Raw genomic sequence first — 22,141 nt, 5'->3', positions numbered from 1 at the left:
CAAATTTCGAGCGGGGCTTTTGTTATTCCCAGTTCCGCGCAGGGCCGCGCTTAGGCTTGCCCGGCGAGGGCCGCCAAAGGTTCGCGCAGCTGCGCCAGTGCGCGGCCACGGTGCGACACCGCGTTCTTTTCCTCCGGGGACATCTCCGCGGCGGAACGGGATTCGCCCTCGGGCTGGAAGAGGGGATCGTAGCCGAAGCCATTCTCGCCCTGCGGCGCAGTGAGCAAGGAGCCTGGCCACCGGCCCTCCACCACGTGCTCCTGGCCATCCGGGGTCACCAGGGCACAGACCGACACGAATGCTGCTGCGCGACGCTCCGCGGGCACGTGGGACATCTGCCCCAACAGCAAACGATTATTCGCTTCATCGTCGCCGTGTCCGCCCGACCACCGGGCCGAGAGCACACCAGGCATGCCGTTGAGTTCTTCCACCGCGAGGCCGGAATCATCCGCAATCGTTGCCAAGCCGGTGTGCTGCACCCCGGCGCGCGCCTTAATCAACGCGTTGTCGGCAAAGGTGCGGCCATCCTCCACGGGCTCCGGGTAAGCTTCCACCGCGGACAGCGGGAGCAGCTCGATGCCCGCGATGCCGGCATCGGCGAGGATCTTCTCTAGTTCCTTGAGCTTCTTGGCATTATTCGAAGCGACGAGGAGCTTTACCATCCGAGGGCCGCCTTTTGAGCGTCGATAAGCTGGGCGCAACCGGCCTGCGCCACGTCCAACATGTCGTTGAGCTCCGCGCGGCCGAACAGACCGTGCTCGCCGGTGCCCTGAATCTCAACGAAGTCTCCGCCTTCCTGCATCACCACGTTGAGATCGACCTCCGCGCGGGAGTCCTCTTCATAGGGCAGGTCGAGGCACACGTGGCCGTCGATGATGCCGACGGAAACCGCAGCGATGGGATCCAGAAGTGGCTCGCCCGGGACGACGCCTTCCTCCTTGAGGTAGGCAATCGCATCAGCCAGCGCCACATACGCGCCGGTGATCGACGCCGTGCGGGTACCGCCGTCTGCCTGCAGCACGTCGCAATCCAGCTGGATGGTGTTCTCCCCCAGCTCAGACAGGTCCACGGCGGCGCGCAGGCTGCGGCCCACCAGGCGGGAAATCTCGTGGGTGCGGCCCTTGACCTTGCCCTTCATCGACTCGCGCGGCATGCGCTCGTGGGTTGCAGAAGGCAGCATGGCGTACTCAGCAGTCAGCCAGCCCTCGCCGGAATCCTTCTTAAAACGCGGCACCCCGAATTCCACGGAAGCCGTACACATAACTCGGGTGTTGCCGAACTCCACCAGCACCGACCCAGCCGGGTTGGTGGTGAAATTACGGGTAATGCGAACGCTACGGAGTTGGTCGAGCGCGCGACCATCAGCACGAGTGAAATCAGTCATGCCCACTACCCTACCGCGCGTGTTAGAACTCGAGCTCCATCCCAGCGGCGCCGACGACGATCTCTCCGTCGAACTCGCGGGCAGCGGCGGCATATGTTGCGGCGACATCGCCCCACGGCTGTAGGTGAACAAGCACGAGCTTCTTTACCCCAGCCTCACGCGCTAGGCGCCCAGCTTCTGCTCCCGACATGTGCATGTCTGGAGCCTTATCCTCCGAAGTCTCGCCCCATGCAGCCTCACAGAGGAAAGCATCCACGCCTTGGGCAGCCTCAACGAGCGCGGGCGTATAAGCGGAATCCGCCGAATAACACACAGTTGCGCCGGTCTTCGTGTGCTCGACCCGCAGGGCATATGTTTCTACCGGGTGCACGGTACGGAAAGGCGTGATGTAGACATCGTCGACAAGCTGGCGCTCACGATCCACCCACGGACTAAACGCAAAGGAATCGCTCATATCATCCACCCCATCCGGAGCATCCGATGACAACCGGCCCAAGTGTGTTTCAGTCGCCGCCGGGCCGAGGCAAAAATTGCGGGAAGCTGCCGGGGCCGTGGGGTGGAAGCGGCGCCAGACCATCAGCGACGGGAAGTCTAGGCAGTGGTCAGCGTGGAGATGCGTTAATGCCACGTGAGCATCGCAAGGATCCTGGAGTTCCTGCAGGCGAGCAAGCGTACCCGGGCCGAGGTCCATGATGATGGACGGAGCCGAGGGGAATGACAGGAGGTAGCCAGAGGCCGGATTACCCACAGTGGGCACCGACCCGGAACAGCCTAGGATGGTCAGCTTCATGCGTTCAATAGTTCCACGAAACAATGGGGGATGCGAGATTTGGCTCGATTGTACATCTTTGCCGGTGCTAAATCTTGGGTCCCAGGAATCGCGTAGCCAAACGCTCGAACGCCGTGTGGTCACCAGTGCACTCAAAACTGCGGGATGGCACTTGCCCCGCCGGGGCAAGCATGTCCGTGTTGGTGAGGATGCGCAAAACGTCCTTTGTGGTCTCCTCGGCGGAAGACACCAAGGTGACGTTGTCACCGATAGCGAGCTGGATGACGCCTGTGAGCAGCGGGTAGTGCGTGCAGCCGAGGACGAGTGTGTCGACCCCCGCCGATTGCAGCGGCGCGAGGTAGCCTTCCGCCACACCGAGGATCTGACGCCCAGCGGTAATGCCGCGCTCGACAAAGTTCACAAAGTCCGGGCAAGCAACTGCTTCGCACTCAACGTTCGGGTTGACCGCAAAAAGATCTTGGTAAGCACCTGAATTAATGGTGCCCTCCGTACCGATCACGCCGATCTTGCCGTTGCGGGTGGTGGCAATGGCACGGCGCACGGCCGGGCGAATCACCTCGACGACCGGAATGTCGTAGCGCTCGCGGGCATCGTGGAGGAAGGCTGCGGTGGCGGTGTTGCACGCAATCACCAGCATCTTGCAGCCACGCTCCACGAGTTCATCAGCAATCGCCGTGGACAGCTCCCGCACTTGGGCAATGGGCCGCGGACCATAAGGGGCATGGGCGGTATCGCCGATGTAGACGATGGATTCGTTGGGAAGCTGCTCAATGATTGTGCGCGCAACGGTGAGTCCGCCTACGCCTGAATCAAAAATCCCAATGGGAGAGGTTGCATCAGGCATTAGTTCATCACTCCTCGAGGCGCAGGCTTAACCTTTCTCATCGGGTCATCAGAGGTGATCACCATGCCCGCGACGATGCCGCCAATGGCACCGAAAAGGTGGCCCTGCCAGCTCACTCCCTCATAGATGGGCAGCACGCCCCAGATGAGGCCGGAGTAGGCAAAACCAAGGCCTAAGCCAACGAGGAACTGGCTCAACGAGCGGTTAAAGATACCCCGCACAATGAGGTAGGCCAACCAGCCATACACCACGCCCGAGGCTCCAATATGCGAGGTTCCCGGCCCGCCCAGCAGCCACGTGCCAACACCAGCGATGAGTACCACGATGATGGTGACCTCCCACCACGCCTTACGCCCGGATAGGCCAATCAGGAAGCAAAACACCGCACCTGGCAGCGAGTTACCGATGAGGTGCTCAAAGTTTGCGTGGAGCAGCGGCGCGGTGAAGATCCCCCAGATACCGTTGAAATCCAACGGGTGAATGCCGTACTGTCCCAGCTCGCTTCCAAAGAACAGGAAGTTGATGATGTGGATGATCCACTCGACGGCCAGGAAGCCCACCGTTAAAGACGCAGCCGTTTTTAAACGTCCGGTCCGGGTGTAGTTCTTCGAGTCCCCCTTGTTGAGTACGGGTTGGTGCCCCGTTCCCGGTCCTGCCGGGCGGGGTTGGAAAGGGTTGGGCTCATGCGATTGCTGCTGGCCAAAGGGTCCACTCGTGGTCATAATGCCTCCAACTTTAGCAAGCGTGAGGCAAGGACTACGTCTCCAATCCCGGCCTGCGCTTCTGCTAGTCCATGATGACGTTGAGCAACGAATCCTGGCAGAAGGCCAGCCATTCCACGAGCGCATCGCGGTCTGCCCCGGGGGTATCCTGCGGCACGTCTCCCGCAGCAATGTAGAGGCGCAGGTCATTGAGGCCGGCGAGGAAAGCATGCGCCTCTTCCTCACTGATAGCCACCTCTACCCCGCCGGTGGGGCCAAGGGCGGTGTTAATCACCTGGAGATTCTCCAGCTTGGCGCGCGCGATGTCATTCTCGTGCAGCGAGCGCAGCAGCGAATTATCACCATCGAACTCCTCATCCCCTGGCTTCTGGAAGTCTGGAAAGAGACGGGCCAGTGACGGATCCTCCGGTGCTTCGGTGTGGCCAGTGGGCATGTCGAGCATGTCCGCTAATTCATCCTTCGGCGCTGACTGCGCGCGGGCGATGATGGCCTCGGAGACCGTCGCGGTGAGATCACCGAGGACTTCACGCTCCATGGGCTCGAATACCGTGGTGTACTTCGCACCACGCATGAAGGACTTTTTCTTCTTCCACGTCTGCATACTCTTATCCTGCCTGCTGCATCGTGGCCCACAGGCCGGCGACCTGTAGTTTCTTCACGTCAGCTTCAACCTTGTCGCGTTCGCCCGAGGACACTGCCGCCTTACCTTCGGTATGGACTTGCATCATCAGCTCGTTAGCTCGCTTCTTGTCATAACCCAAAACGGTCTGGAACACGTAGGAAACGTAGCTCATTAGGTTGACTGGGTCATCCCAGACAATGCACATCCACGGCAGGTTTTCGCTCGTGGCGACGTCGACGTCAATCGCCTCATCCAGCTCCGGGGTGGCCATGGGCGAACTCATCACCACGACTGCGGACGTTTCGTTGTGCGCTTTCATGTCCTCTACACTAGCCAAATTTTTTTATCGCGCGAACAGTTATACTGTCTTCGACCTTTAACCTGATTGTCGTTTGCAGGTGGCATCGATGAATTCTTTCTCCCTTCCCCCAGCCGTTACTGACATTCTCGCGGGACGCCAACCCTCAAGAGAAGACCTTGTGCCTCTCGTGCAGCGCATCATCACCGTATTGGTCCTCGGTGGCACGCTCGTGACCGCCGTGCTCAGCTTGACCAACCCCTCCGATAACGGCAGCTCACAGGATTCTGAGCCTCCCGCGCCGGCGACGTGCGATTACGAGCTTCCCGACGTCCCCGTCCAACGCCAGCTCGCCACCATCCAGGATGAGCTCATAGAGGCGCTCAACACGTGGCGTAAGGAGGATGGCCTAACCCCGCTGGTGCCCGGGATCGACCGCCAAACCGCTGCCCGCGAAAAGGCAGAATGCAACGCGGTAACACACGAAGAAGGGCCATCTGAAGAAAACGTGCAGATGGTCCAGCACCACCTTCCTTTGGACACGGCGAGTGGATATGAGTTTGTCGAAGCCTTCCGAGCTTCCCCCTCCCACGTGGCCGCCTTGCGCGATGCCCGCATGACCACCGCTGCGGTGGGCACGGCTTACAGCGACGGCGAAGTCTACGTTGTCATTCAGCTCGAAGCATAGAACTGCTGATTTTTCGGTACGCGCTGAGTAGCATCTTCGATGTGACTACTACCTCAGACAACGTCCAGGATTCTGGGATCGCGCCCAGCGATCGTTCTACGGCCCTGCTTACCGATAAGTATGAGCTGACCATGCTGCAGGCTGCGCTGCGCGATGGCTCCGCGCACCGCCAGGTGGCCTGCGAAGTGTTTGCCCGCCGCCTCCCCAACGAGCGGCGCTACGGTGTTGTCGCCGGCACCGAGCGTGTCCTTCGCGCAGTCCGAGACTTCCGCTTCACCGCTCAGCAGCTGGCGGAGATGGACTTCCTCGATGCAGAGACCAAGGAGTACCTGGCTAATTACCGTTTCTCCGGGCACATCGACGGCTATCGCGAAGGCGAGCTGTACTTCCCCAACTCGCCGCTGCTGACCGTGCGCGGAACCTTTGGCGAATGCCTGATCCTGGAAACCGTGATCCTGTCCATCATGAATTCCGATTCCGCAGTGGCCTCTGCGGCCTCACGCATGGTGGTGGCTGCGGATGGCCGCCCCATCATCGAGATGGGCTCGCGCCGCACGCACGAGTACGCCGCCGTCACCGCCGCCCGCGCCGCCTACTTAGCCGGTTTCCAGGCCACTTCCAACCTGGAAGCTGGCTACCGCTACGACATCCCGGTCTCCGGTACTGCGGCGCATGCATGGACGCTCGCGCACGTCAACGAAGACGGAACCCCGAACGAGGAGGCGGCCTTCCGCGGACAGATCGAAACCCTCGGCGTGGGCACCACCCTGTTGGTGGATACCTACGACATCACCAAGGGCGTGGAAACCGCCGTGCGGGTAGCCGGCCCCGAGCTGGGCGGCGTTCGCATCGACTCCGGCGATTTGGCCGCTGTCACCCGCCGCGTGCGCAAACAGCTCGATGACTTGGGCAACCACAACACGAAGATCGTTGTCTCCTCCGACCTAGACGAGTTCGCCATCGCTGGCCTGCGCGGAGATCCCGTCGACGTCTACGGCGTGGGCACCTCGGTGGTCACCGGCTCTGGCGCCCCAACCGCCAGCATGGTGTACAAGGTCGTCGAGGTCGATGGCCACCCCGTGGCCAAGCGTTCCTCCTCGAAGAAGTCGCAGGGCGGGGCAAAGCGCTCCCTGCGCACCTACCGCTCCTCCGGGGTGGCCGTCGAGGAGCTCGTGCTCCCCTTCTCCGCCGAAGATCCAGACACCGGAACGCTGAGCACCCGCGACATGACGGTGCCGCTCATGCGCGACGGGGAGATCATGGACAATCTGCCCACCCTCCACGAAGCCCGCGAGTACCTAGCCCACGCCATCACCACTCTGCCGTGGGAAGGTTTGGCTCTGACCCGCGACGAACCTGCGGTGCCGACCCGCTTCATCGGGTTCGGCTCATAGGATGCGTGCGGGAGGCAACCGACTAGACTGACTCAAATGCAGGACTCAACGGTTGACCTCCTCGACGCTGCCGTCTCCGCCCTCGGAGGTGCGCGGCGTGCCGGCCAGGTGCGCATGGCGGAAGCCGTGACCACCGCGCTGGAAAAAGAGCGCCACCTCGCCGTGCAAGCTGGAACGGGTACGGGTAAATCACTGGCTTACCTCGTCCCTGCCTTTCGCCACGCGCAAGAGACCGGGCACACCGTGATTGTTTCCACGGCCACGCTGGCACTGCAACGCCAGCTGGTGGAACGAGACCTGCCGCGCCTCGCCGAGGCCCTCGAACCGCACCTGGAAAAGAAGCCGACCTTCGCCATCATGAAGGGTCGCTCCAACTATGTCTGCCTCAACAAGGTTTCCCGCGCCGCTGAGCTTGACGACGAAGACGCCCTGCTCGATCAGGACGCCATCTCCAGCCTCGGCCGCCATGTCCAGCGCGTCTACGAGTGGGCGGAGGACACCGAGACGGGCGACCGCGAGGACCTCGAACCGGGAGTGCCTGATCTAGCCTGGCGGCAGGTCTCCGTCACCTCCAATGAGTGCCTTGGTGCTACCCGCTGCCCGCACGGCGAGGACTGCTTCGCGGAGCTCGCGCGGCGCCGCGCGGCAGACGTCGACATCGTCGTCACCAACCACGCGCTGCTCGCCATCGATGCGGTGGCAGACATCAACATCCTGCCAGAGCACGATGTCGTCATCATCGATGAGGCACACGAGCTAGATGGCCGCATCACCTCGGTCTCTACCGCCGAGATCACCGGGCGCGCCCTCAAAATGGCGGCCAACCGCGCCAAGTCCCTCGGCGCCAATGGCAAAGACCAGCGGCTGAGCGAACAAGCCAATGAACTGAGCCAACTACTCGGTGAATTCACGCCGGGCCGCTGGACCGATCTTCCGGAGGAAGCCAAGCAACAACTCATGAGCCTCGCGGACACGTTAAGCGACTGCCGCGAGACCATCGCCCGCGCCCCCGAAGGCGAACAGGCCCAAGACCCAGAAAAATCTGCCGAGCGCCAAAACCTGGCCAATCACCTCGGCAGCCTCGTCGAAGCCATCGCCCGCATCCTCGACGTCTTCGCCACCGGTGACCCCGCAGCACACGCCGACGTGGTGTGGCTGGAACGCGATGAGCGCACGCTAAACGACACCCTGGCCGTGGCCCCGCTCTCCATCGCCGGCATGTTGCACGAAAAGCTCTTCGGCGAACAGACTGTCGTGCTGACCTCCGCCACGCTTGCCTTGGGCGGGCGCTTCGACGCCATGGCCGCACAATGGGGCCTGCCCAAAGGTACATGGGATAGTCTCGACGTGGGCTATCCTTTCGACCCCGCGCGCAGCGGCATCCTTTATACCGCAGCGCACCTGCCGCAGCCGGGCCGCGACGGACTCAGCCCGCAGACGCTTAAGGAAATCCGCGAGCTCATCATGGCCGCGGGCGGGCGCACCCTCGGTCTCTTCTCCTCACGCCGGGCCGCACAACAAGCGGCCGAGGAACTCAAGCCCACGCTCCCTTTCGATATTTATCTCCAAGGCGAGGACTCCATCGGCGCGCTCGTTGATAAGTTCACGAAGAACGAGAACTCCTGTCTGTTCGGCACGCTCACTCTCTGGCAGGGTGTCGACGTCCCGGGCCCCGCGTGTTCCCTGGTGCTCATCGACCGTATCCCCTTCCCCCGCCCGGATAATCCCCTCATGCAAGCGCGCACCGAAGCAGCTAAGGCGGCTGGGCGCAACGGTTTTATGGAGGTTTCCGCTACGCACGCGGCGCTGCTTATGGCCCAAGGCGCGGGCCGCCTCCTGCGCTCCACTGCGGACCGCGGGGTCGTCGCGGTCCTCGATAGCCGCTTGGAAACCAAGCGCTATGGCTCCTACCTACGCGCCTCGATGCCGCAGATGTGGCCCACGAGCGACCCGCAGGTCGTGCGCGGCGCGCTCAAGCGCCTAGTTGAGGCCCGCTAGGGGCGGCGCAGCGCGCACACCGTGGCTGAGTCCGGGGCGACCTCGGTGAAGCCGGCGTCGCGCACCACCACCGCTCCCTGACGCGTACAAGCCACGGCAAACTCCTCATGGGGGATTTCGCGCACGGACAGCACAAAGTCCTGTGCTGCCCAGTCCTCCACTTCCTCGGCGCTCATCGCCGCGGCCAGTAGCATTGAGCCGTGCCCTACTTGTGCTGCGGCCTTTCCCGCGCTCATGGCGAGGGAGGCGTCGACGTAGATCACGGGGGCGTCGCCAAGCGCGGGCCCTGGCTCATCCTGGGGCAGATCGGTGTGGCCGATCTGCAGCTTCGCCACGAGTGGGTGCACGTCCTGCACCGCCGAGGGGAGGAAGACGCGGGCGCGATCATCCACGGTGACTCCGGGCAGGGTCTGCACATCGCGCCAGGCCTTGTTGCGTGCGCGGCGCGCCACCTTGCGGATGCGGTGCCCGTACCACTGCCCTAGGGCCTCGGCGATGGCCCCATCCTGGCCAGCCCTATCATCGAGGCAGAGCTTGACGACGCCTTTAGCTGCCGCCTCGAGCACCTCGGTGCGCGCGGGCGGATCCTGCTTGGGCAGGTTGAGCGCGATCTGCATCGCCTGAATGGTCTCGGGTTTGTTCGGGTCCTCAGGGTCATCGCGCCAACTGCGCTCGCTACACGCAGCCGCAAGACGGCGATGGGCCTCGCGGAGATTACTCACTGGCAACTTCTTCCATCGGGATACCGAGGATCTGCAGGATCTCATCCATGTACGGGTGGTTGACGGAGGTATCCGCAACCTGGCGCAGCGCTGGCTTGGCGTTGAAGGCGATGCCCAAGCCGGCGGCGGAAATCATGTCGATATCGTTAGCGCCGTCGCCGACGGCAACGGTCTGCAGCATGCTCAGACCCGAATCCGCAGCGAATTCGCGCAGGAACTTCTCCTTGGCCTTGCGGTCCACCACGTCACCGATGACGCGGCCGGTGAGCTTACCGTCCACGATTTCGAGGGTGTTGGCGCGCACGTAGTCGAGGTCGAGTTCCCGTGCCAGAGCCTCGAGGACTTGGATAAAGCCACCAGAGACTACCGCAACGCGGTAGCCCATGCGCTTGAGCGTGCGGATGGTGGTCCGCACGCCCGGGGTCAGGCAAATATCGGCGGCGGTTTCTGCGATGACGGACTCCGGCAAACCTTCCAGGGTGGCGACACGCTCGCGTAGGGATTGCTCGAAGTCCAGCTCGCCGCGCATCGCGCGCTCGGTCACTGCGGCAACCTCGGCTTCCTTGCCGGCGTGGGCGGCCAGCATTTCTATGACCTCGCCGGTGATAAGGGTGGAATCGCAGTCAAAGCAGATAAGCCGCTTCGAACGGCGCTGCAGGCCAGAGCGCTCGATGGCGATGTCGACGCCTTGCTCGGTAGCTAGGCGGGCCAGCATGGCGCGAACAGGATCGGCAGCACCATCGATCGTGATATACAGCTCCAAGCCATTGAGCGGATAAGTGGAGAGCCCGCGGATCCGGTCGATGTTGACGTTGAGGTTAGCCAGTTCCTTAGCAATGGCGGACATCTGGCTGGCGTTGAGCTGGCGTCCCAGAACCACGACGACGTGCGTCGAGCGCGGGCGTGAGGTTGACTCTTCTTCTCGCAGGTCCACGTTGATGGACTGCGCGTAGATGCTCAACGTATTGCGCAATCCTTGCTCCAATGCCTCAAGGCGAGAGGCACGAACCCGAATGTAGGCGGACAGCGAAATCCGACCGGAGAAGATGGCTTGCTCGGCGTCGACGAGCTCCACATCATGAGAGCCCAGTACGCGGAAGAAGGCCGCCGACACGCCTGGCTTATCGGGGCCGGAGGCGGTAACAACGGCGAAGACTTGTTCACTTTGACTATCCACGGGGCCTATTATCTCACACCACGTTCGTAATCTTTTCACCTACGGCAAACGCCGCCTCCCCATCGCGGTGATGGGGAGGCGGCGTTTTCAGGAGTACTCAGCTAGTGAGTGCTTAGTGGCCGACGTGTGCTTCCTCGCGCATGCGCTTAACCATGTGCGGGTAGTGCAGCTCGAAGGCCGGGCGCTCGGAACGGATGCGCGGCAGCGACACGAAGTTGTGGCGCGGCGGCGGGCAGGAGGTGGCCCACTCGAGGGAGTTGCCGTAGCCCCACGGATCGTCCACAGTGACGATCTCACCGTAACGCCAGGACTTGAAGACGTTCCAAATCAGCGGGATAACCGAGGCGCCGAGAACGAAGGAGAAGATGGTGGAAATCTGGTTGAAGACCGTGAAGCCATCAGACTCCAGGTAATCGGCGTAACGACGCGGCATACCCATGTTGCCCACCCAGTGCTGAATCAGGAAGGTGCCGTGGAAGCCGATGAAGGTCAGCCAGAAGTGAATCTTGCCCAGGCGCTCATCGAGCATACGGCCGGTCATCTTCGGGAACCAGAAGTACAGGCCAGCGAAGGCGGAGAACACCACGGTACCGAACAGGGTGTAGTGGAAGTGAGCAATCAGGAAGTAGGACTCAGCAAGGTGGAAGTCCAGTGCCGGGGAGGCCAGCATAATACCGGTCATACCACCGAAGAGGAAGGTTGCCAGGAAGCCCATGGCGAAGATCATCGGGGTATCCCAGGTGATGTGGCCCTTCCACATGGTGCCGACCCAGTTGAAGAACTTCACGCCGGTCGGAACCGCAATGAGGAAGGTCATGAAGGAGAAGAACGGCAGCAGAATCGCACCGGTGACGAACATGTGGTGAGCCCACACGGCCATGGACAGTGCACCAATTGCCAGCAGGGCGAAGACCAGGCCGATGTAACCGAAGACCGGCTTGCGGGCGAAGACCGGGACAACCTCAGAGATAATGCCGAAGAACGGGAGTGCCAAGACGTAGACCTCTGGGTGGCCGAAGAACCAGAAGAGGTGCTGCCACAGGATGCCGCCACCGTTGGCGGAGTCGAAGATGTGGGCGCCCAGCTTGCGGTCATAGAGAACACCCAGAGCTGCAGCGGTCAGCAGCGGGAAGATCATCAAGACGATGACAGATGCGGTAAACACCGCCCAGGTGAAGACCGGCAGACGGAACATGGTCATGCCCGGTGCACGCAGGGTGAGGACCGTGGTGATCATGTTGATGGCGGAAGCAATGGTACCGACACCGGTAGCACCCACGCCGACGATCCACATGTCAGCGCCGATACCCGGGGTGTGAACCGCGTCAGACAGCGGGACGTACATGGTCCAGCCGAAGTCAGCAGCGCCGCCCGGAGTCAAGAAGCCCGCGAGCATCACGATGCCGCCGGTCAAGGTAATCCAGAAACCGAAAGCGTTCAGACGCGGGAAGGCCACATCCGGTGCGCCAATCTGCAGAGGCAGAACATAGTTACCGAATGCCCACACCACTGGTGTTGCAAACAGCAGCAGCATGACGGTGCCGTGCATGGTGAAGAGCTGGTTGAACTGCTCGTTGGACAGGAACTGCAATCCTGGGGTGAAAAGCTCAGCGCGAAGCAGCAGAGCCATGAAGCCACCGAGGAAGAAGAAGCTGAAGGCCATGATCATGTACATGATGCCCAGCTGCTTGTGGTCGGTGGTGGTTAGCAACATCCACGCCTTGGAACCGGTCTTTGCGTTACCAGTCGGCTCCGGACGTGTAGGCGCGACGTAATCGTCGAGCCGTGGCGCCACAGCGGTCATAAAATCCTCCTGAAGAACAAGCGTCTAACCACATCGGTATCACGCGTTTTATCGCGCCACACGCCCAGTGATTAAACACCTAGGTTTACTCGCCTTATATTAGGGCACCTCAGGGCCAAATTTCCAGCGCTCTGATATTCCCCGTAGCCCTTGCTAGCCCCGTTTTATCCGGATAACCCCTTGTACGTGGCAGACCCGCTACACCATGCCTCACCAGGCGGTGATCTAGAACACAGATGGCCGAGTGTGCGGGCCCCTAAAACCCGAAAACGCACCCCCTGAAAGAATCAAACTTTCGGTTGATCGTTCTAGGAGGTGCGGCGTGGCAGTGGATGGTACTTAGAAGTCCCAGTCCTCGTCGGTGGTTTCCTCCGCCTTGCCAATCACATAGGAGGAACCGGAGCCAGAGAAGAAGTCATGGTTCTCATCCGCGTTCGGAGACAAGGAGGACAGGATGGCCGGGGACACGCGGGTTTCATCAGCCGGGAAAAGCCCCTCGAAGCCTAGGTTATTGAGCGCCTTGTTGGCGTTGTAGCGAAGGAAGCGCTTTACATCCTCGGTCCAGCCCAACTCATCGTAGAGATCCTCGGTGTAGTCGATCTCGTTCTCGTAGAGTTCATAGAGCAGGTCGAAGGCGTAGCCCTTCATCTCTTCCTGCTCCGACTCCGAGAGCTTCTTGTAGCCCTGCTGGAACTTGTAACCAATGTAATAGCCATGAACAGCCTCATCGCGGATGATCAGGCGGATGATATCGGCCGTGTTCGTCAGCTTTGCGCGTGACGAGAAGTACATCGGCAGGAAGAAGCCTGAGTAGAAGAGGAAGGATTCCAGCAAAGTAGACGCAACCTTCTTCTTCAGCGGGTCATCGCCCTGATAGTAGGACATGACGATTTTTGCCTTGCGCTGGAGGTTTTCATTCTCTTCGGACCAGCGGAAGGCATCGTTAATCATGGGAGTCGACGCCAACGTCATAAAGATATTGGAGTAGGACTTCGCGTGAACAGACTCCATGAAGGCGATGTTGGTATAGACCGCCTCTTCGTGGAGAGTGGTGGCGTCGGGAAGCAGCGATACCGCACCGACGGTGCCCTGGATGGTATCGAGCAGAGTGAGACCAGCGAAGACACGCATGGTGGTCTCCTGCTCCTTCTCAGTCAGAGTTTTCCAGCTCTGGATATCGTTAGACACCGGCACCTTTTCCGGGAGCCAGAAGTTACCGGTGAGGCGATCCCACACCTCGAGATCCTTCTCATCTGGAATCGTGTTCCAGTTAATTGCCTTCACCGGAGCCTCGTGGCTAGCGATGTAATCGTCGTACTCGTGAGACACGCACGTCACCTCGTCTTACTAGTTATTGTGAGTCTGGTGCCATGGTACCCGGTAAAACTAGGGGCCAAAATTCCTGCGTGTTTTATACTTAAGCCCTATTCACACGCCCCCGAATGTCGATGGAGGTACCGGCTCCCCGTGACTGAGCCCTCCGCTCCCCTACTCAGCACCGTTCTAGACACCATGGGCGCCGACATCGTCAGCGGCACCCTTGCCGCCGGTGAGCGTTTTACGCTCACCGATCTCTGCGCGCGTTTCGGAGTTTCCCGAACCGTAGCCCGCGAGGCAATGCGCGCCCTAGAGCACTTAGGCATGGTCTCTTCTTCACGCCGCGTAGGTATCACGGTGCTCCCCATCAGCGAGTGGGCGGTCTATGATCCCGCCATCATTTCGTGGCGCCTAAGCTCAGAGAAATCCCGCGACAGGCAGCGCGCCTCACTCAATGAACTGCGCCTTGCCATCGAGCCCGTCGCCGCCGGCCTCGCTGCGCTGCATGCGTCCCAAGAAGATAAGGAGGAGATCTTAGAGCTGGCCCAACGCCTCCAAGACACGCCAACGCGGCGCGTCGGTGAACACCTCGCTACCGACCTGCGTTTTCATGCCATGGTTCTCCACGCCTCGGGCAATGAGATGTTTTCAGCTCTCAGCCCCTATCTGCTGTCCATGGTGCGCGGGCGTTCCCTCTTTGGCTCCCGCAAACGCAACCCCACGGCCGGCACCGAACAGCGCCACCTGGATCTAGCGGAGGCAATCCACCGCGGCGACTCCCCCGAGGCAGAAAAAATCGCACGCGCCATCCTGATTGAGGCGCGTGCGAACAAGGACTAACAGGGACTAGAGCATGCAGGAAACGCAGCCCTCAACCTCGGTTCCCTCCAGAGCCATCTGGCGCAGGCGGATGTAGTAGAGGGTCTTAATACCCTTGCGCCATGCGTAGATCTGGGCGCGGTTGATATCGCGGGTAGTGGCGGTGTCCTTGAAGAACAGCGTCAGCGACAGACCTTGGTCAACGTACTTCGTGGCCTCGGCGTAGGTGTCGATGATCTTCTCGTAGCCGATCTCATAGGAGTCCTTGAAGTACTCCAGGTTGTCATTGTCCATGTGCGGCGCCGGATAGTAGACGCGGCCGATTTTGCCTTCCTTGCGGATTTCAATCTTGGAGGCGATCGGGTGAATCGAGGACGTCGAGTTGTTGATGTACGAAATCGATCCGGTCGGCGGCACTGCCTGCAGGTTGCGGTTGTAGATGCCGTGCTTGGCGACGTCCGCCTTCAGCGCAGCCCACTCCTCCGCCGACGGGGTGTGAATCGAGGACTTAGCGAAGAGCTCCTTGACCTTTTCCGTGCGCGGAGCAAAGTCAGCCGGATCATAACGGTCGAAGAACTCACCGCTGGCATAGTCAGACTCGGGGAACTCGGTGAAGTACTCGCCACGCTCGCGGGCCAGCTTGTTGGACGCACGCAACGCGGCGTACATGATGGCGGCGAAGTAAGCGTTGGTGAAGTCCAAGCCTTCATCGGAGCCGTACTCAATGTGCTCGCGGCCAAGGTAACCGTGCAGGTTCATCTGCCCCAGGCCAATCGCGTGGGAATCATCGTTGCCCTTGCGCACGGAGGGAACGGAGTCGATGGAGGTCTTGTCCGCCACAGCCGTCAAGCCACGGATAGCGGTTTCCACCGTCAAGGCGAAGTCCGGGGAATCCATGGTAGCCGCGATATTGAGGGAGCCAAGGTTGCAGGAAATATCGCTGCCCAAGGTCTTGTAGGTGAGGTCGTCGTTAAGCTCTGACGGGGCGTTCACCTGCAGAATCTCGGAGCACAGGTTCGACATGTTGATGCGCCCAGTCTTGACCGGGTTGGCGCGGTTCACGGTGTCCTCGAACATGATGTAGGGGTAACCGGACTCGAACTGCAGCTCCGCGACGGTCTGGAAGAAGTGGCGAGCGTTGATCTTCTTCTTGCGGATACGCGGATCCTCGACCATCTCTTCGTAGTGCTCGGTGATGGAAATATCGCCGAAGGCCTTGCCGTAGACGCGCTCGACATCGTACGGGCTGAACAGATACATGTCATCGTTACGCTTTGCCAGCTCGAAGGTGATGTCGGGGATCACGATGCCAAGCGAAAGGGTCTTGATACGGATCTTCTCGTCCGCATTCTCACGCTTGGTGTCAAGGAAGCTCATGATGTCCGGGTGGTGCGCGTTGAGGTACACCGCACCAGCGCCCTGGCGAGCGCCCAGCTGGTTGGCATAGGAGAAGGAATCCTCCAGCAGCTTCATCACGGGGATGACGCCGGAAGACTGGTTCTCGATGTGCTTGATGGGCGCGCCGGATTCGCGGATGTTGGACAACAGCAGGGCAACGCCGCCGCCGCGCTTGGACAGCTGCAGGGCGGAGTTAATAGAGCGCCCAATCGACTCCATGTTGTCCTCGATGCGCAACAGGAAGCAGGACACCAGCTCGCCACGCTGGGCCTTGCCGGCATTAAGGAAGGTCGGGGTAGCCGGCTGGAAGCGGCCGGTCATGATTTCATCCACGAGGTGTTCAGCCACCTCCGTGTCACCATCAGCCAAGAAGAGTGCGGTCATGGACACACGGTCTTCGAAGCGCTCGAGGTAGCGGCGGCCGTCGAAGGTCTTCAGGGTGTACGACGTGTAGTACTTGTAGGCGCCAAGGAAGGTCTTAAACCGGAACTTAAAGGCATAGGCACGCTTGAACAGGGACTTGATGAAATCGAAGTCGTACTGCTCGATGAGCTCTGGCTCGTAGTACTTGTTTTCCACCAGGTAGCGCATCTTCTCTTCCAAGTCGTGGAAGTAGACAGTGTTCTGGTTGACGTGCTGGAGGAAGAATTGGTTCGCGGCCTCGCGGTCCTTGTCGAACTGAATCTTGCCGTTCTCGTCATACAAGTTCAGCAGCGCGTTAAGTGCATGATAATCCAGTTGCTCGGCCGGCTTCACAGGTTCGGCGACGGTCTTACCCAGTTGCGTGGTCACGACGTTCACGGGCCTTTCTTTGCTATGGCGAAATGGAGAGACGAAATAGTACGGATGAGGCTTTAGGCGGCTAAACCTAAAGCTGCCGCGTTGGCCAGGAGGCCTTCACGGCAAATTGTGACATCTTCCTCGGTTCCGAGAAGCTCGAAGCGATACACATAAGGAACCTTACACTTGGCGGCGATGACGTCACCCGCCTTGCCAAAGTCACTGCCGAAGTTACTGTTTCCTCCGGCTACAACGGCGCGAATGAAGCTGCGGTTGTGTTCATCATTCAGGAAACGAATGACTTGTTTGGGTACAGGCCGCGTGTTCTGCCCGCTTATCGACGCCCCTCCCCCGTATGTCGGGCAGACCAAAACATAAGGTTCATTCACGGTGAGGGGCTCGTCATTAAGACGCAGCGGGATGCGTGCGCTGGGAAGGCCGAGCTTCTCGACGAAGCGGTGGGTGTTTTCCGTAGCGGAAGAGAAATACACGACCAACATGGCGTTAACCTAGGCGCTCGCCACCATCGCAGTGAGGGCCTTGATGCGATCCGGGCGGAAGCCGGACCAGTGCTCGCCGTGCGCTTCCACGACCGGCGCTTGGACGTATCCGAGGGCCATGACATAGTCGCGGGCATCATCATCGAGGGAGATATCCACCAACTCGTACTCGAGACCAGCACGGTCGAGAGCCTTCTTGGTGGCGTTGCACTGGACGCAAGCGGGCTTAGTGTAGACAGTGATGCTCATGTGACGTTCCTTTGGCTTCCTTCGGCGCTACACGCGGAGTGACTGTTGAATTCGATACTGGCAGAGCGTTCAACGGCTCTGCCTACAGGCTCTGAACAGCGATATCGGACCGCCGCTCGAGCAACATCAACGACACTATACTTTGTGCCCGCACCCCGCAACTAGCACTACATGTAGTAGTTACATGCCTGGTATTCCCAGGATGTAACTTGGCCCGACCCCACATGTTGACACCCCATCACTCCGCCCGTCCCCACGGCGGTAACTACACCGTTGATATTCCCTGCACGTTTACCGAAGATTCACTTAGTTTGTGACAAAGTCCACAAAAGGGCGCGGCCCCAGGTCGCGCCCTCGATACCGGCCCCTTTTATTGCCAATGAAATCTAATCAAGCATTGGCTCGACACAGGTTCCAGAATCAGCCCCTTGCCCCGCCTCGCGGGTCAGACCAAAGAGCACCTGGCTCATCGTCATGGGATCCCGCGGCAGGTCCGGATGCAGCGGCTCCGCTCCGCACAGCTCCCCTAGATCGATGTTGACCACGTCGGCGCCGTCGACAGGTGTAAGCATGGAGGAAGAGTTCGGGGTCACCGTGACGTCGGCAGGCGAATAGATCGAGGTATAGAGCGGCCCCGGCGCCGTATCAGGCAGCGCATTGAGGTTCTCCATGAACTCAGAGCCGACAACTTGCTGGATACCTGCAGAGCTTGCCAAGAACCGAGCAAAGTGTGGCATCGCCGCAATCATCTTGGCCAGAACCCCGCCCATCCCGTTGAGGGTTGTGCCATGGAGGTTGCCACCAATGGCCACAGCGTGGGAAACGTGCTCAGCCGAACCGTACATCTGCGTGTAGGTCTTGATGTGCAGCCCGCCCTGCGAGTGGCCCACCAGATTAACCTTGTCGCTTCCGGTCACCTCGCGCACGTAATCAATCTGCCCTGCAATTTCGCGCGCAGACTCATCCAAGTCCGCAATCGCCTTGGCACGAGGATTCGCGTTCTGCAGCGTCACGTCGTCCGCGCCGTAGTCAAAGGCCCACACGCACATCCCCTCCTCCTGCAGGACCGGGATCAGTTCGTTCCACGTCGAAGAATTGTCCGACGTGCCGTGGAGAAGCACCACCGGCTCACGTACCTCGCCGCTCGGCTCGCACGAGGGCTCGTTGATTCCCAGCGAGGGATCCGCCAAGCTTTCAAACTCAAAGTCCGCAGCATGAGCTACCGGGACAGTGAACCCAACTGCAGCAGCACACACCGCCGCCGCGAGACGCTTCTTCATTATTCTTCTTTCTTTCAACTATCTTCCGGACCCCTGCTGAAGTCCGCCCGATAATTATATTCATTAAACTGCATCTGTCCAGGCAGGTGGGCATAAAAAATCCGCCCTCCCCACAAAACGGGGAAGGCGGAGACGAGGAAACTCGTTTCTTAGCCCTGGCGAGCCTTGAAGCGCGGATCCTTCTTGTTGATCACGAAGACCTTACCGTGGCGGCGAATAACCTGGGCGCCCGGCTTCTTCTTCAGCGACCGAAGCGACTTGCGAACCTTCATCGGGCGCTCCTTTCGTTATGCGCAATCTTGATGCGATTGATTAGTTCAAAGCATAGCTGGGAAGACACCCAGCAATGACACGAGGAAAAATGTTACCCCACACGCGCATCATTACCAAAACACTCAGCTTTCGGAGTAGCGGGAGCGCAGCTGCTCGGCAACATCCTCGAGGCGCTCCCCCGCCGTTTCCGGAACGAGTGCGCGGGTATATCCCACCGCAACGAGGCCTAAGACCGCGAAGATTCCAAAGGCCAGCGAACCTCCGAGCCACTCCACCACCGGCAAGAAGAACTGCGCCACCGCCCAGTTACTCACCCACAGCGCCAGCCCGGCGATTCCCATGCCCACCCCTCGAACCTCAGGCGGCACGATTTCTGACATGAGCAACCACGTGGCCGGGGAGACCGCCGCCTGTTGGAAGGCAATGAATGCCGCCATGCACGCCAACGACAGCATGGCCAGCGGAATGGAGTCATGGGCGAAGTGATAGGCCACCGCGAGGACCACGAGCGAGACCACGTTTCCGCCTAGGCCCGCCAACAGCAGCCGGCGGCGTCCCAGCCGGTCAATCACGCGCATGCCCACGAGGCACGCCACGACGGACACCGCACCGATCACCATCGACGTATATACCGAGTTAGTGGTGGAGATACCCACCTGGTTCATCATCGCGGGCGCAAAGTACACGATGGCGTTCACGCCCGTAATCTGCTGGGTCAAGCCCATGAGCATGGCGAGTGCGATGGCCCAGCGCATCCAGCGGTGGCGTCGCACAGCGTTCCATTCACCCGTACTCGGCCGCGCGCCAGTTTCCAGCTCCGCTCCCTGCGCACCGACCCGAGCGCTGACCGCGGCAGCTTCACGCGGTCGCCCTTGTGCCGCGAGCCATGCCGGGGTATCGGGCAGGAAGACCATGCCGAGCGCCAGCGCCGCGCCCGGGACCGCGGCCAGCCCCAGCATCCAATGCCAGCTGCCGCTTGCAGCCAACAGCGAGTTCACGCCATACGCCAGCAGCTGCCCCACGACGATCATGAGCGTATTGAGGGAGACCATCCGGCCCCGCACAGCCGCCGGGGTGATTTCGGAGATATACATCGGGGAGACGATCGACACCGCGCCCACTGCCACGCCGAGGAATGTGCGGGCGGCAGCGAGTTCAGCGGCCGAGCTTGAAAGCGCGCACCACACGGAACCAGCCACGAAGATGAGTCCACCGGCGATGAGGGTGCGACGCCGCCCGATCATGCTCGCCACTCGCCCAGCTGCCAGCGCGCCGACAGCCGCCCCAACCAACAGCATCGAGGTCACCAGCCCCTCCTCGTGGGCGGACATGCCGAATTCCGGCCCCACGAAGAGGAGGGCGCCGGACATCACTCCGGTGTCATACCCAAAGAGCAGGCCACCCAGGGCGGCGACACCTGCGACCATCATGACGTACGTATCTTTGTTCACGGGTTCCTATTGTCGCAGGCGGCTACCATTGGCGTCATGTCACATGAATCCATAGACCTCCAGCACGACATCATCAAGGCCCTCGGCGTAAAACCCAGTATCGATCCGGCAAAAGAGGTTGAGCGCCGCGTCGCATTTTTGGTGGACTACCTACGCACAACCGGCGCGAAGGGCTTTGTCCTAGGCATCTCTGGCGGCCAGGACTCCACCCTGGCTGGGCGCTTGGCACAGCTGGCGGTGGCCCGCGTCGACGGCGCGGACTTCTGGGCCGTGCGACTTCCCCACGGCGTACAGGCCGACGAGGATGACGCACAGATCGCCCTCGACTTTATCGAGCCCGACCACTGCCTCACCGTCAACATCGCCGAGGCCACCGCGGCTCTCGACGGCGCCGTGGCCAACGCCCTACACCAGGACTCCCTGGGGGACTTCAATCGAGGCAACCTCAAGGCCCGCCTGCGCATGGCCGCGCAGTACGCGCTGGCCGGCGAAGTCGGCGCGCTGGTCATCGGTACAGACCACGCCGCCGAAAACGTCACCGCCTTCTTTACCAAGTGGGGCGACGGCGCTGCCGACGTCCTGCCCCTCGCCGGGCTCAACAAGCGCCAGGGTGCTCAGCTTCTGAAGCATCTCGGCGCACCAGATTCCACGTGGAAGAAGGTTCCCACCGCAGACCTAGAGGATGACCGCCCCTTGCTCTCTGACGAAGAAGCGCTCGGCGTCACCTACTCCCACATCGACGACTACCTCGAGGGGAAGGACGTGCCTGCCGCCGCCCAATCGCGCATCGAGACCCTGTGGCGCCGCGGCGCCCACAAGCGCACCATGCCGCCTGGGCCGCAATAATCTTCTGCCTGTTGCAGTGCGCTCTTAAGCAATGGAATCGCGCTAACGCAACGCGTCGAGCGTGGCCTCCGCCGCCTGTTCGAGCGGGCCGTAATACGCGGGCCCATGCGTTAAGGAATGCACCGCCAGCGGGTGCAGCTGATGCATGGGCACCCAATTCTCGTATTCCTTGGGCGCCCCGTACCCGCGGAGGATTTCCTCGTAGAACGGCGTGCCAAACAGTTCGAGCATGGCGAGGTCCGTCCACGGGTGACCGCCGTGTGCAGCTGGGTCGATCATCACGGCCGAAACGTCAGTAAACAGTACGTTACCTGCCCACAGGTCACCGTGAATGCGAGCCGGTTTCACGTCCCAGTCCGCAGCTTTTATCGCCTCGCATGCTTGTCGGACAATCCCCTGCACCCCCTGAGGCAGTCCATCCACGAAAGGCAGCACTCGCTGCTCAGCGTAGAACTCGCCCCAGGATTCGCATGGTTCGCAGGGTTGCTCCACGCGCCCAATGAAGTTCGCGCCCTCCCAGCCCGCCGGCGGCGCGCCAAAGGCGGGCGCTCCCGCTTCATGGACCGTGCGCAGCGCAGCGCCAAAGGCGCGGGCAGCAGGAGCGCTCGGCCGCGCCTGCTCCACCCGCCGCGTGCTAAGAGAAGTAGAGGTGACTTCGGTGACGTCCACGACGACGGCGGCAAGCGCCTGCGCAAGCCATCTCAACCCAGCAGCCTCGGCGCCAGCTTGATCAGGACGGGACACGGTCTTGGTGAAGGCTTAAGGGACATTTCGTGTGGATAAAT

At 61.0% G+C, this 22,141-nt stretch carries 23 protein-coding genes; 5 read left to right on the top strand and 18 right to left on the bottom strand.

Annotated elements, in window-relative coordinates:
* Positions 1–50: 50 nt before the first annotated feature.
* The 7 genes from rdgB to clpS form a co-directional block, all read right to left on the bottom strand.
* Entirely contained in the window at positions 51–662 is a 612-nt protein-coding gene (rdgB, locus tag HMPREF2604_RS00115) for an RdgB/HAM1 family non-canonical purine NTP pyrophosphatase (RefSeq protein ID WP_070516103.1), read from the bottom strand.
* The gene (rph, locus tag HMPREF2604_RS00110) at positions 656–1,384 is read right to left on the bottom strand and encodes a ribonuclease PH (protein WP_010191250.1); all 729 of its coding nucleotides are present in this window, start codon (positions 1,382–1,384) and stop codon (positions 656–658) included. Before rph ends, rdgB begins: the two co-directional genes overlap by 7 nt.
* Before the next feature lie 22 nt (positions 1,385–1,406).
* Positions 1,407–2,174 (bottom strand): MBL fold metallo-hydrolase, encoded by a 768-nt coding sequence (locus HMPREF2604_RS00105; protein ID WP_070561735.1) that lies wholly within the window; start codon positions 2,172–2,174, stop codon positions 1,407–1,409.
* Between the two features lie 67 nt (positions 2,175–2,241).
* Positions 2,242–3,018 carry a glutamate racemase gene (gene murI, locus HMPREF2604_RS00100; RefSeq protein WP_070562141.1) on the bottom strand — a complete coding sequence of 259 codons (777 nt, stop codon included), beginning with the start codon at positions 3,016–3,018 and terminating at the stop codon, positions 2,242–2,244.
* Positions 3,018–3,740, bottom strand: coding sequence for a rhomboid family intramembrane serine protease (locus HMPREF2604_RS00095; RefSeq protein WP_070562138.1), 723 nt, complete (start codon positions 3,738–3,740; stop codon positions 3,018–3,020). Before HMPREF2604_RS00095 ends, murI begins: the two co-directional genes overlap by 1 nt.
* 64 nt (positions 3,741–3,804) lie before the next feature.
* A complete protein-coding gene (locus tag HMPREF2604_RS00090; protein WP_070522403.1) occupies positions 3,805–4,341 on the bottom strand; it encodes a DUF2017 domain-containing protein in 537 nt (178 codons plus the stop codon).
* A gap of 4 nt (positions 4,342–4,345) precedes the next feature.
* The gene (gene clpS, locus HMPREF2604_RS00085; RefSeq protein ID WP_070522406.1) at positions 4,346–4,681 is read right to left on the bottom strand and encodes an ATP-dependent Clp protease adapter ClpS; all 336 of its coding nucleotides are present in this window, start codon (positions 4,679–4,681) and stop codon (positions 4,346–4,348) included.
* Between the two features lie 88 nt (positions 4,682–4,769).
* Between clpS and HMPREF2604_RS00080 the strand changes: the two genes are divergently transcribed.
* The 3 genes from HMPREF2604_RS00080 to HMPREF2604_RS00070 are packed head-to-tail and all read left to right on the top strand — an operon-like array spanning position 4,770 to position 8,740.
* Positions 4,770–5,348: a CAP domain-containing protein gene (locus HMPREF2604_RS00080; RefSeq protein ID WP_070562135.1), complete on the top strand. Its 579-nt coding sequence runs from the start codon at positions 4,770–4,772 to the stop codon at positions 5,346–5,348.
* Positions 5,349–5,389: 41 nt separating this feature from the next.
* Positions 5,390–6,742 carry a nicotinate phosphoribosyltransferase gene (locus HMPREF2604_RS00075; RefSeq protein WP_070562131.1) on the top strand — a complete coding sequence of 451 codons (1,353 nt, stop codon included), beginning with the start codon at positions 5,390–5,392 and terminating at the stop codon, positions 6,740–6,742.
* A 36-nt stretch (positions 6,743–6,778) separates the two neighbouring features.
* Entirely contained in the window at positions 6,779–8,740 is a 1,962-nt protein-coding gene (locus tag HMPREF2604_RS00070; protein WP_070562127.1) for an ATP-dependent DNA helicase, read from the top strand.
* On the opposite strand, the gene HMPREF2604_RS00065 is transcribed toward HMPREF2604_RS00070, so the two are convergent.
* From HMPREF2604_RS00065 to nrdF, 4 genes are all read right to left on the bottom strand, one after another.
* Positions 8,737–9,462 (bottom strand): peptidyl-tRNA hydrolase, encoded by a 726-nt coding sequence (locus HMPREF2604_RS00065; RefSeq protein ID WP_070562125.1) that lies wholly within the window; start codon positions 9,460–9,462, stop codon positions 8,737–8,739. The genes HMPREF2604_RS00070 and HMPREF2604_RS00065 overlap by 4 nt on opposite strands.
* Positions 9,455–10,648, bottom strand: a complete 1,194-nt coding sequence (gene serB, locus HMPREF2604_RS00060; protein WP_070562213.1) for a phosphoserine phosphatase SerB — start codon at positions 10,646–10,648, stop codon at positions 9,455–9,457. The genes HMPREF2604_RS00065 and serB overlap by 8 nt, the downstream gene beginning before the upstream one ends.
* Positions 10,649–10,751: 103 nt before the next feature.
* Positions 10,752–12,443 carry an aa3-type cytochrome oxidase subunit I gene (gene ctaD / locus HMPREF2604_RS00055; RefSeq protein ID WP_070562122.1) on the bottom strand — a complete coding sequence of 564 codons (1,692 nt, stop codon included), beginning with the start codon at positions 12,441–12,443 and terminating at the stop codon, positions 10,752–10,754.
* Positions 12,444–12,782: 339 nt separating this feature from the next.
* On the bottom strand, positions 12,783–13,772 hold the full coding sequence (gene nrdF, locus HMPREF2604_RS00050; RefSeq protein WP_070522424.1) for a class 1b ribonucleoside-diphosphate reductase subunit beta: 990 nt from the start codon (positions 13,770–13,772) through the stop codon (positions 12,783–12,785).
* Between the two features lie 183 nt (positions 13,773–13,955).
* Here nrdF and HMPREF2604_RS00045 point away from each other — a divergent pair, with 183 nt between their 5' ends.
* A complete protein-coding gene (locus tag HMPREF2604_RS00045; protein ID WP_154737106.1) occupies positions 13,956–14,600 on the top strand; it encodes a FadR/GntR family transcriptional regulator in 645 nt (214 codons plus the stop codon).
* 6 nt (positions 14,601–14,606) lie between these two features.
* Here the strand turns inward: HMPREF2604_RS00045 and nrdE are convergent, their stop codons facing one another.
* The 6 genes from nrdE to HMPREF2604_RS00015 all read right to left on the bottom strand — a co-directional run bounded on the left by nrdE (position 14,607) and on the right by HMPREF2604_RS00015 (position 20,510).
* Positions 14,607–16,769: a class 1b ribonucleoside-diphosphate reductase subunit alpha gene (gene nrdE, locus HMPREF2604_RS00040; RefSeq protein WP_070562210.1), complete on the bottom strand. Its 2,163-nt coding sequence runs from the start codon at positions 16,767–16,769 to the stop codon at positions 14,607–14,609.
* A 62-nt stretch (positions 16,770–16,831) separates the two neighbouring features.
* Positions 16,832–17,257: a class Ib ribonucleoside-diphosphate reductase assembly flavoprotein NrdI gene (gene nrdI / locus HMPREF2604_RS00035; protein ID WP_070562116.1), complete on the bottom strand. Its 426-nt coding sequence runs from the start codon at positions 17,255–17,257 to the stop codon at positions 16,832–16,834.
* A gap of 9 nt (positions 17,258–17,266) precedes the next feature.
* Complete coding sequence (gene nrdH, locus HMPREF2604_RS00030; RefSeq protein ID WP_070522434.1) at positions 17,267–17,506, bottom strand: glutaredoxin-like protein NrdH; 240 nt, start codon at positions 17,504–17,506, stop codon at positions 17,267–17,269.
* A gap of 386 nt (positions 17,507–17,892) precedes the next feature.
* Positions 17,893–18,786, bottom strand: a complete 894-nt coding sequence (locus HMPREF2604_RS00025; protein WP_070562113.1) for an esterase/lipase family protein — start codon at positions 18,784–18,786, stop codon at positions 17,893–17,895.
* Positions 18,787–18,935: 149 nt separating this feature from the next.
* Positions 18,936–19,058, bottom strand: a complete 123-nt coding sequence (gene ykgO / locus HMPREF2604_RS00020; protein ID WP_003847162.1) for a type B 50S ribosomal protein L36 — start codon at positions 19,056–19,058, stop codon at positions 18,936–18,938.
* Between the two features lie 123 nt (positions 19,059–19,181).
* A complete protein-coding gene (locus HMPREF2604_RS00015) occupies positions 19,182–20,510 on the bottom strand; it encodes a sugar porter family MFS transporter (protein ID WP_070562110.1) in 1,329 nt (442 codons plus the stop codon).
* A 36-nt stretch (positions 20,511–20,546) separates the two neighbouring features.
* Here HMPREF2604_RS00015 and nadE point away from each other — a divergent pair, with 36 nt between their 5' ends.
* A complete protein-coding gene (nadE, locus tag HMPREF2604_RS00010) occupies positions 20,547–21,356 on the top strand; it encodes an ammonia-dependent NAD(+) synthetase (RefSeq protein ID WP_371440681.1) in 810 nt (269 codons plus the stop codon).
* A 42-nt stretch (positions 21,357–21,398) separates the two neighbouring features.
* On the opposite strand, the gene HMPREF2604_RS00005 is transcribed toward nadE, so the two are convergent.
* Complete coding sequence (locus HMPREF2604_RS00005) at positions 21,399–22,100, bottom strand: fructosamine kinase family protein (RefSeq protein ID WP_070562106.1); 702 nt, start codon at positions 22,098–22,100, stop codon at positions 21,399–21,401.
* Positions 22,101–22,141: the final 41 nt, after the last annotated feature.

The sequence above is a fragment of the Corynebacterium sp. HMSC055A01 genome, from assembly GCF_001809405.1.
Taxonomy (GTDB): Bacteria; Actinomycetota; Actinomycetes; order Mycobacteriales; family Mycobacteriaceae; genus Corynebacterium; species Corynebacterium hesseae.
The sequence above is the reverse complement of the archived record's forward strand: the minus strand, read 5'-3'. Positions and strand labels throughout refer to the sequence as shown.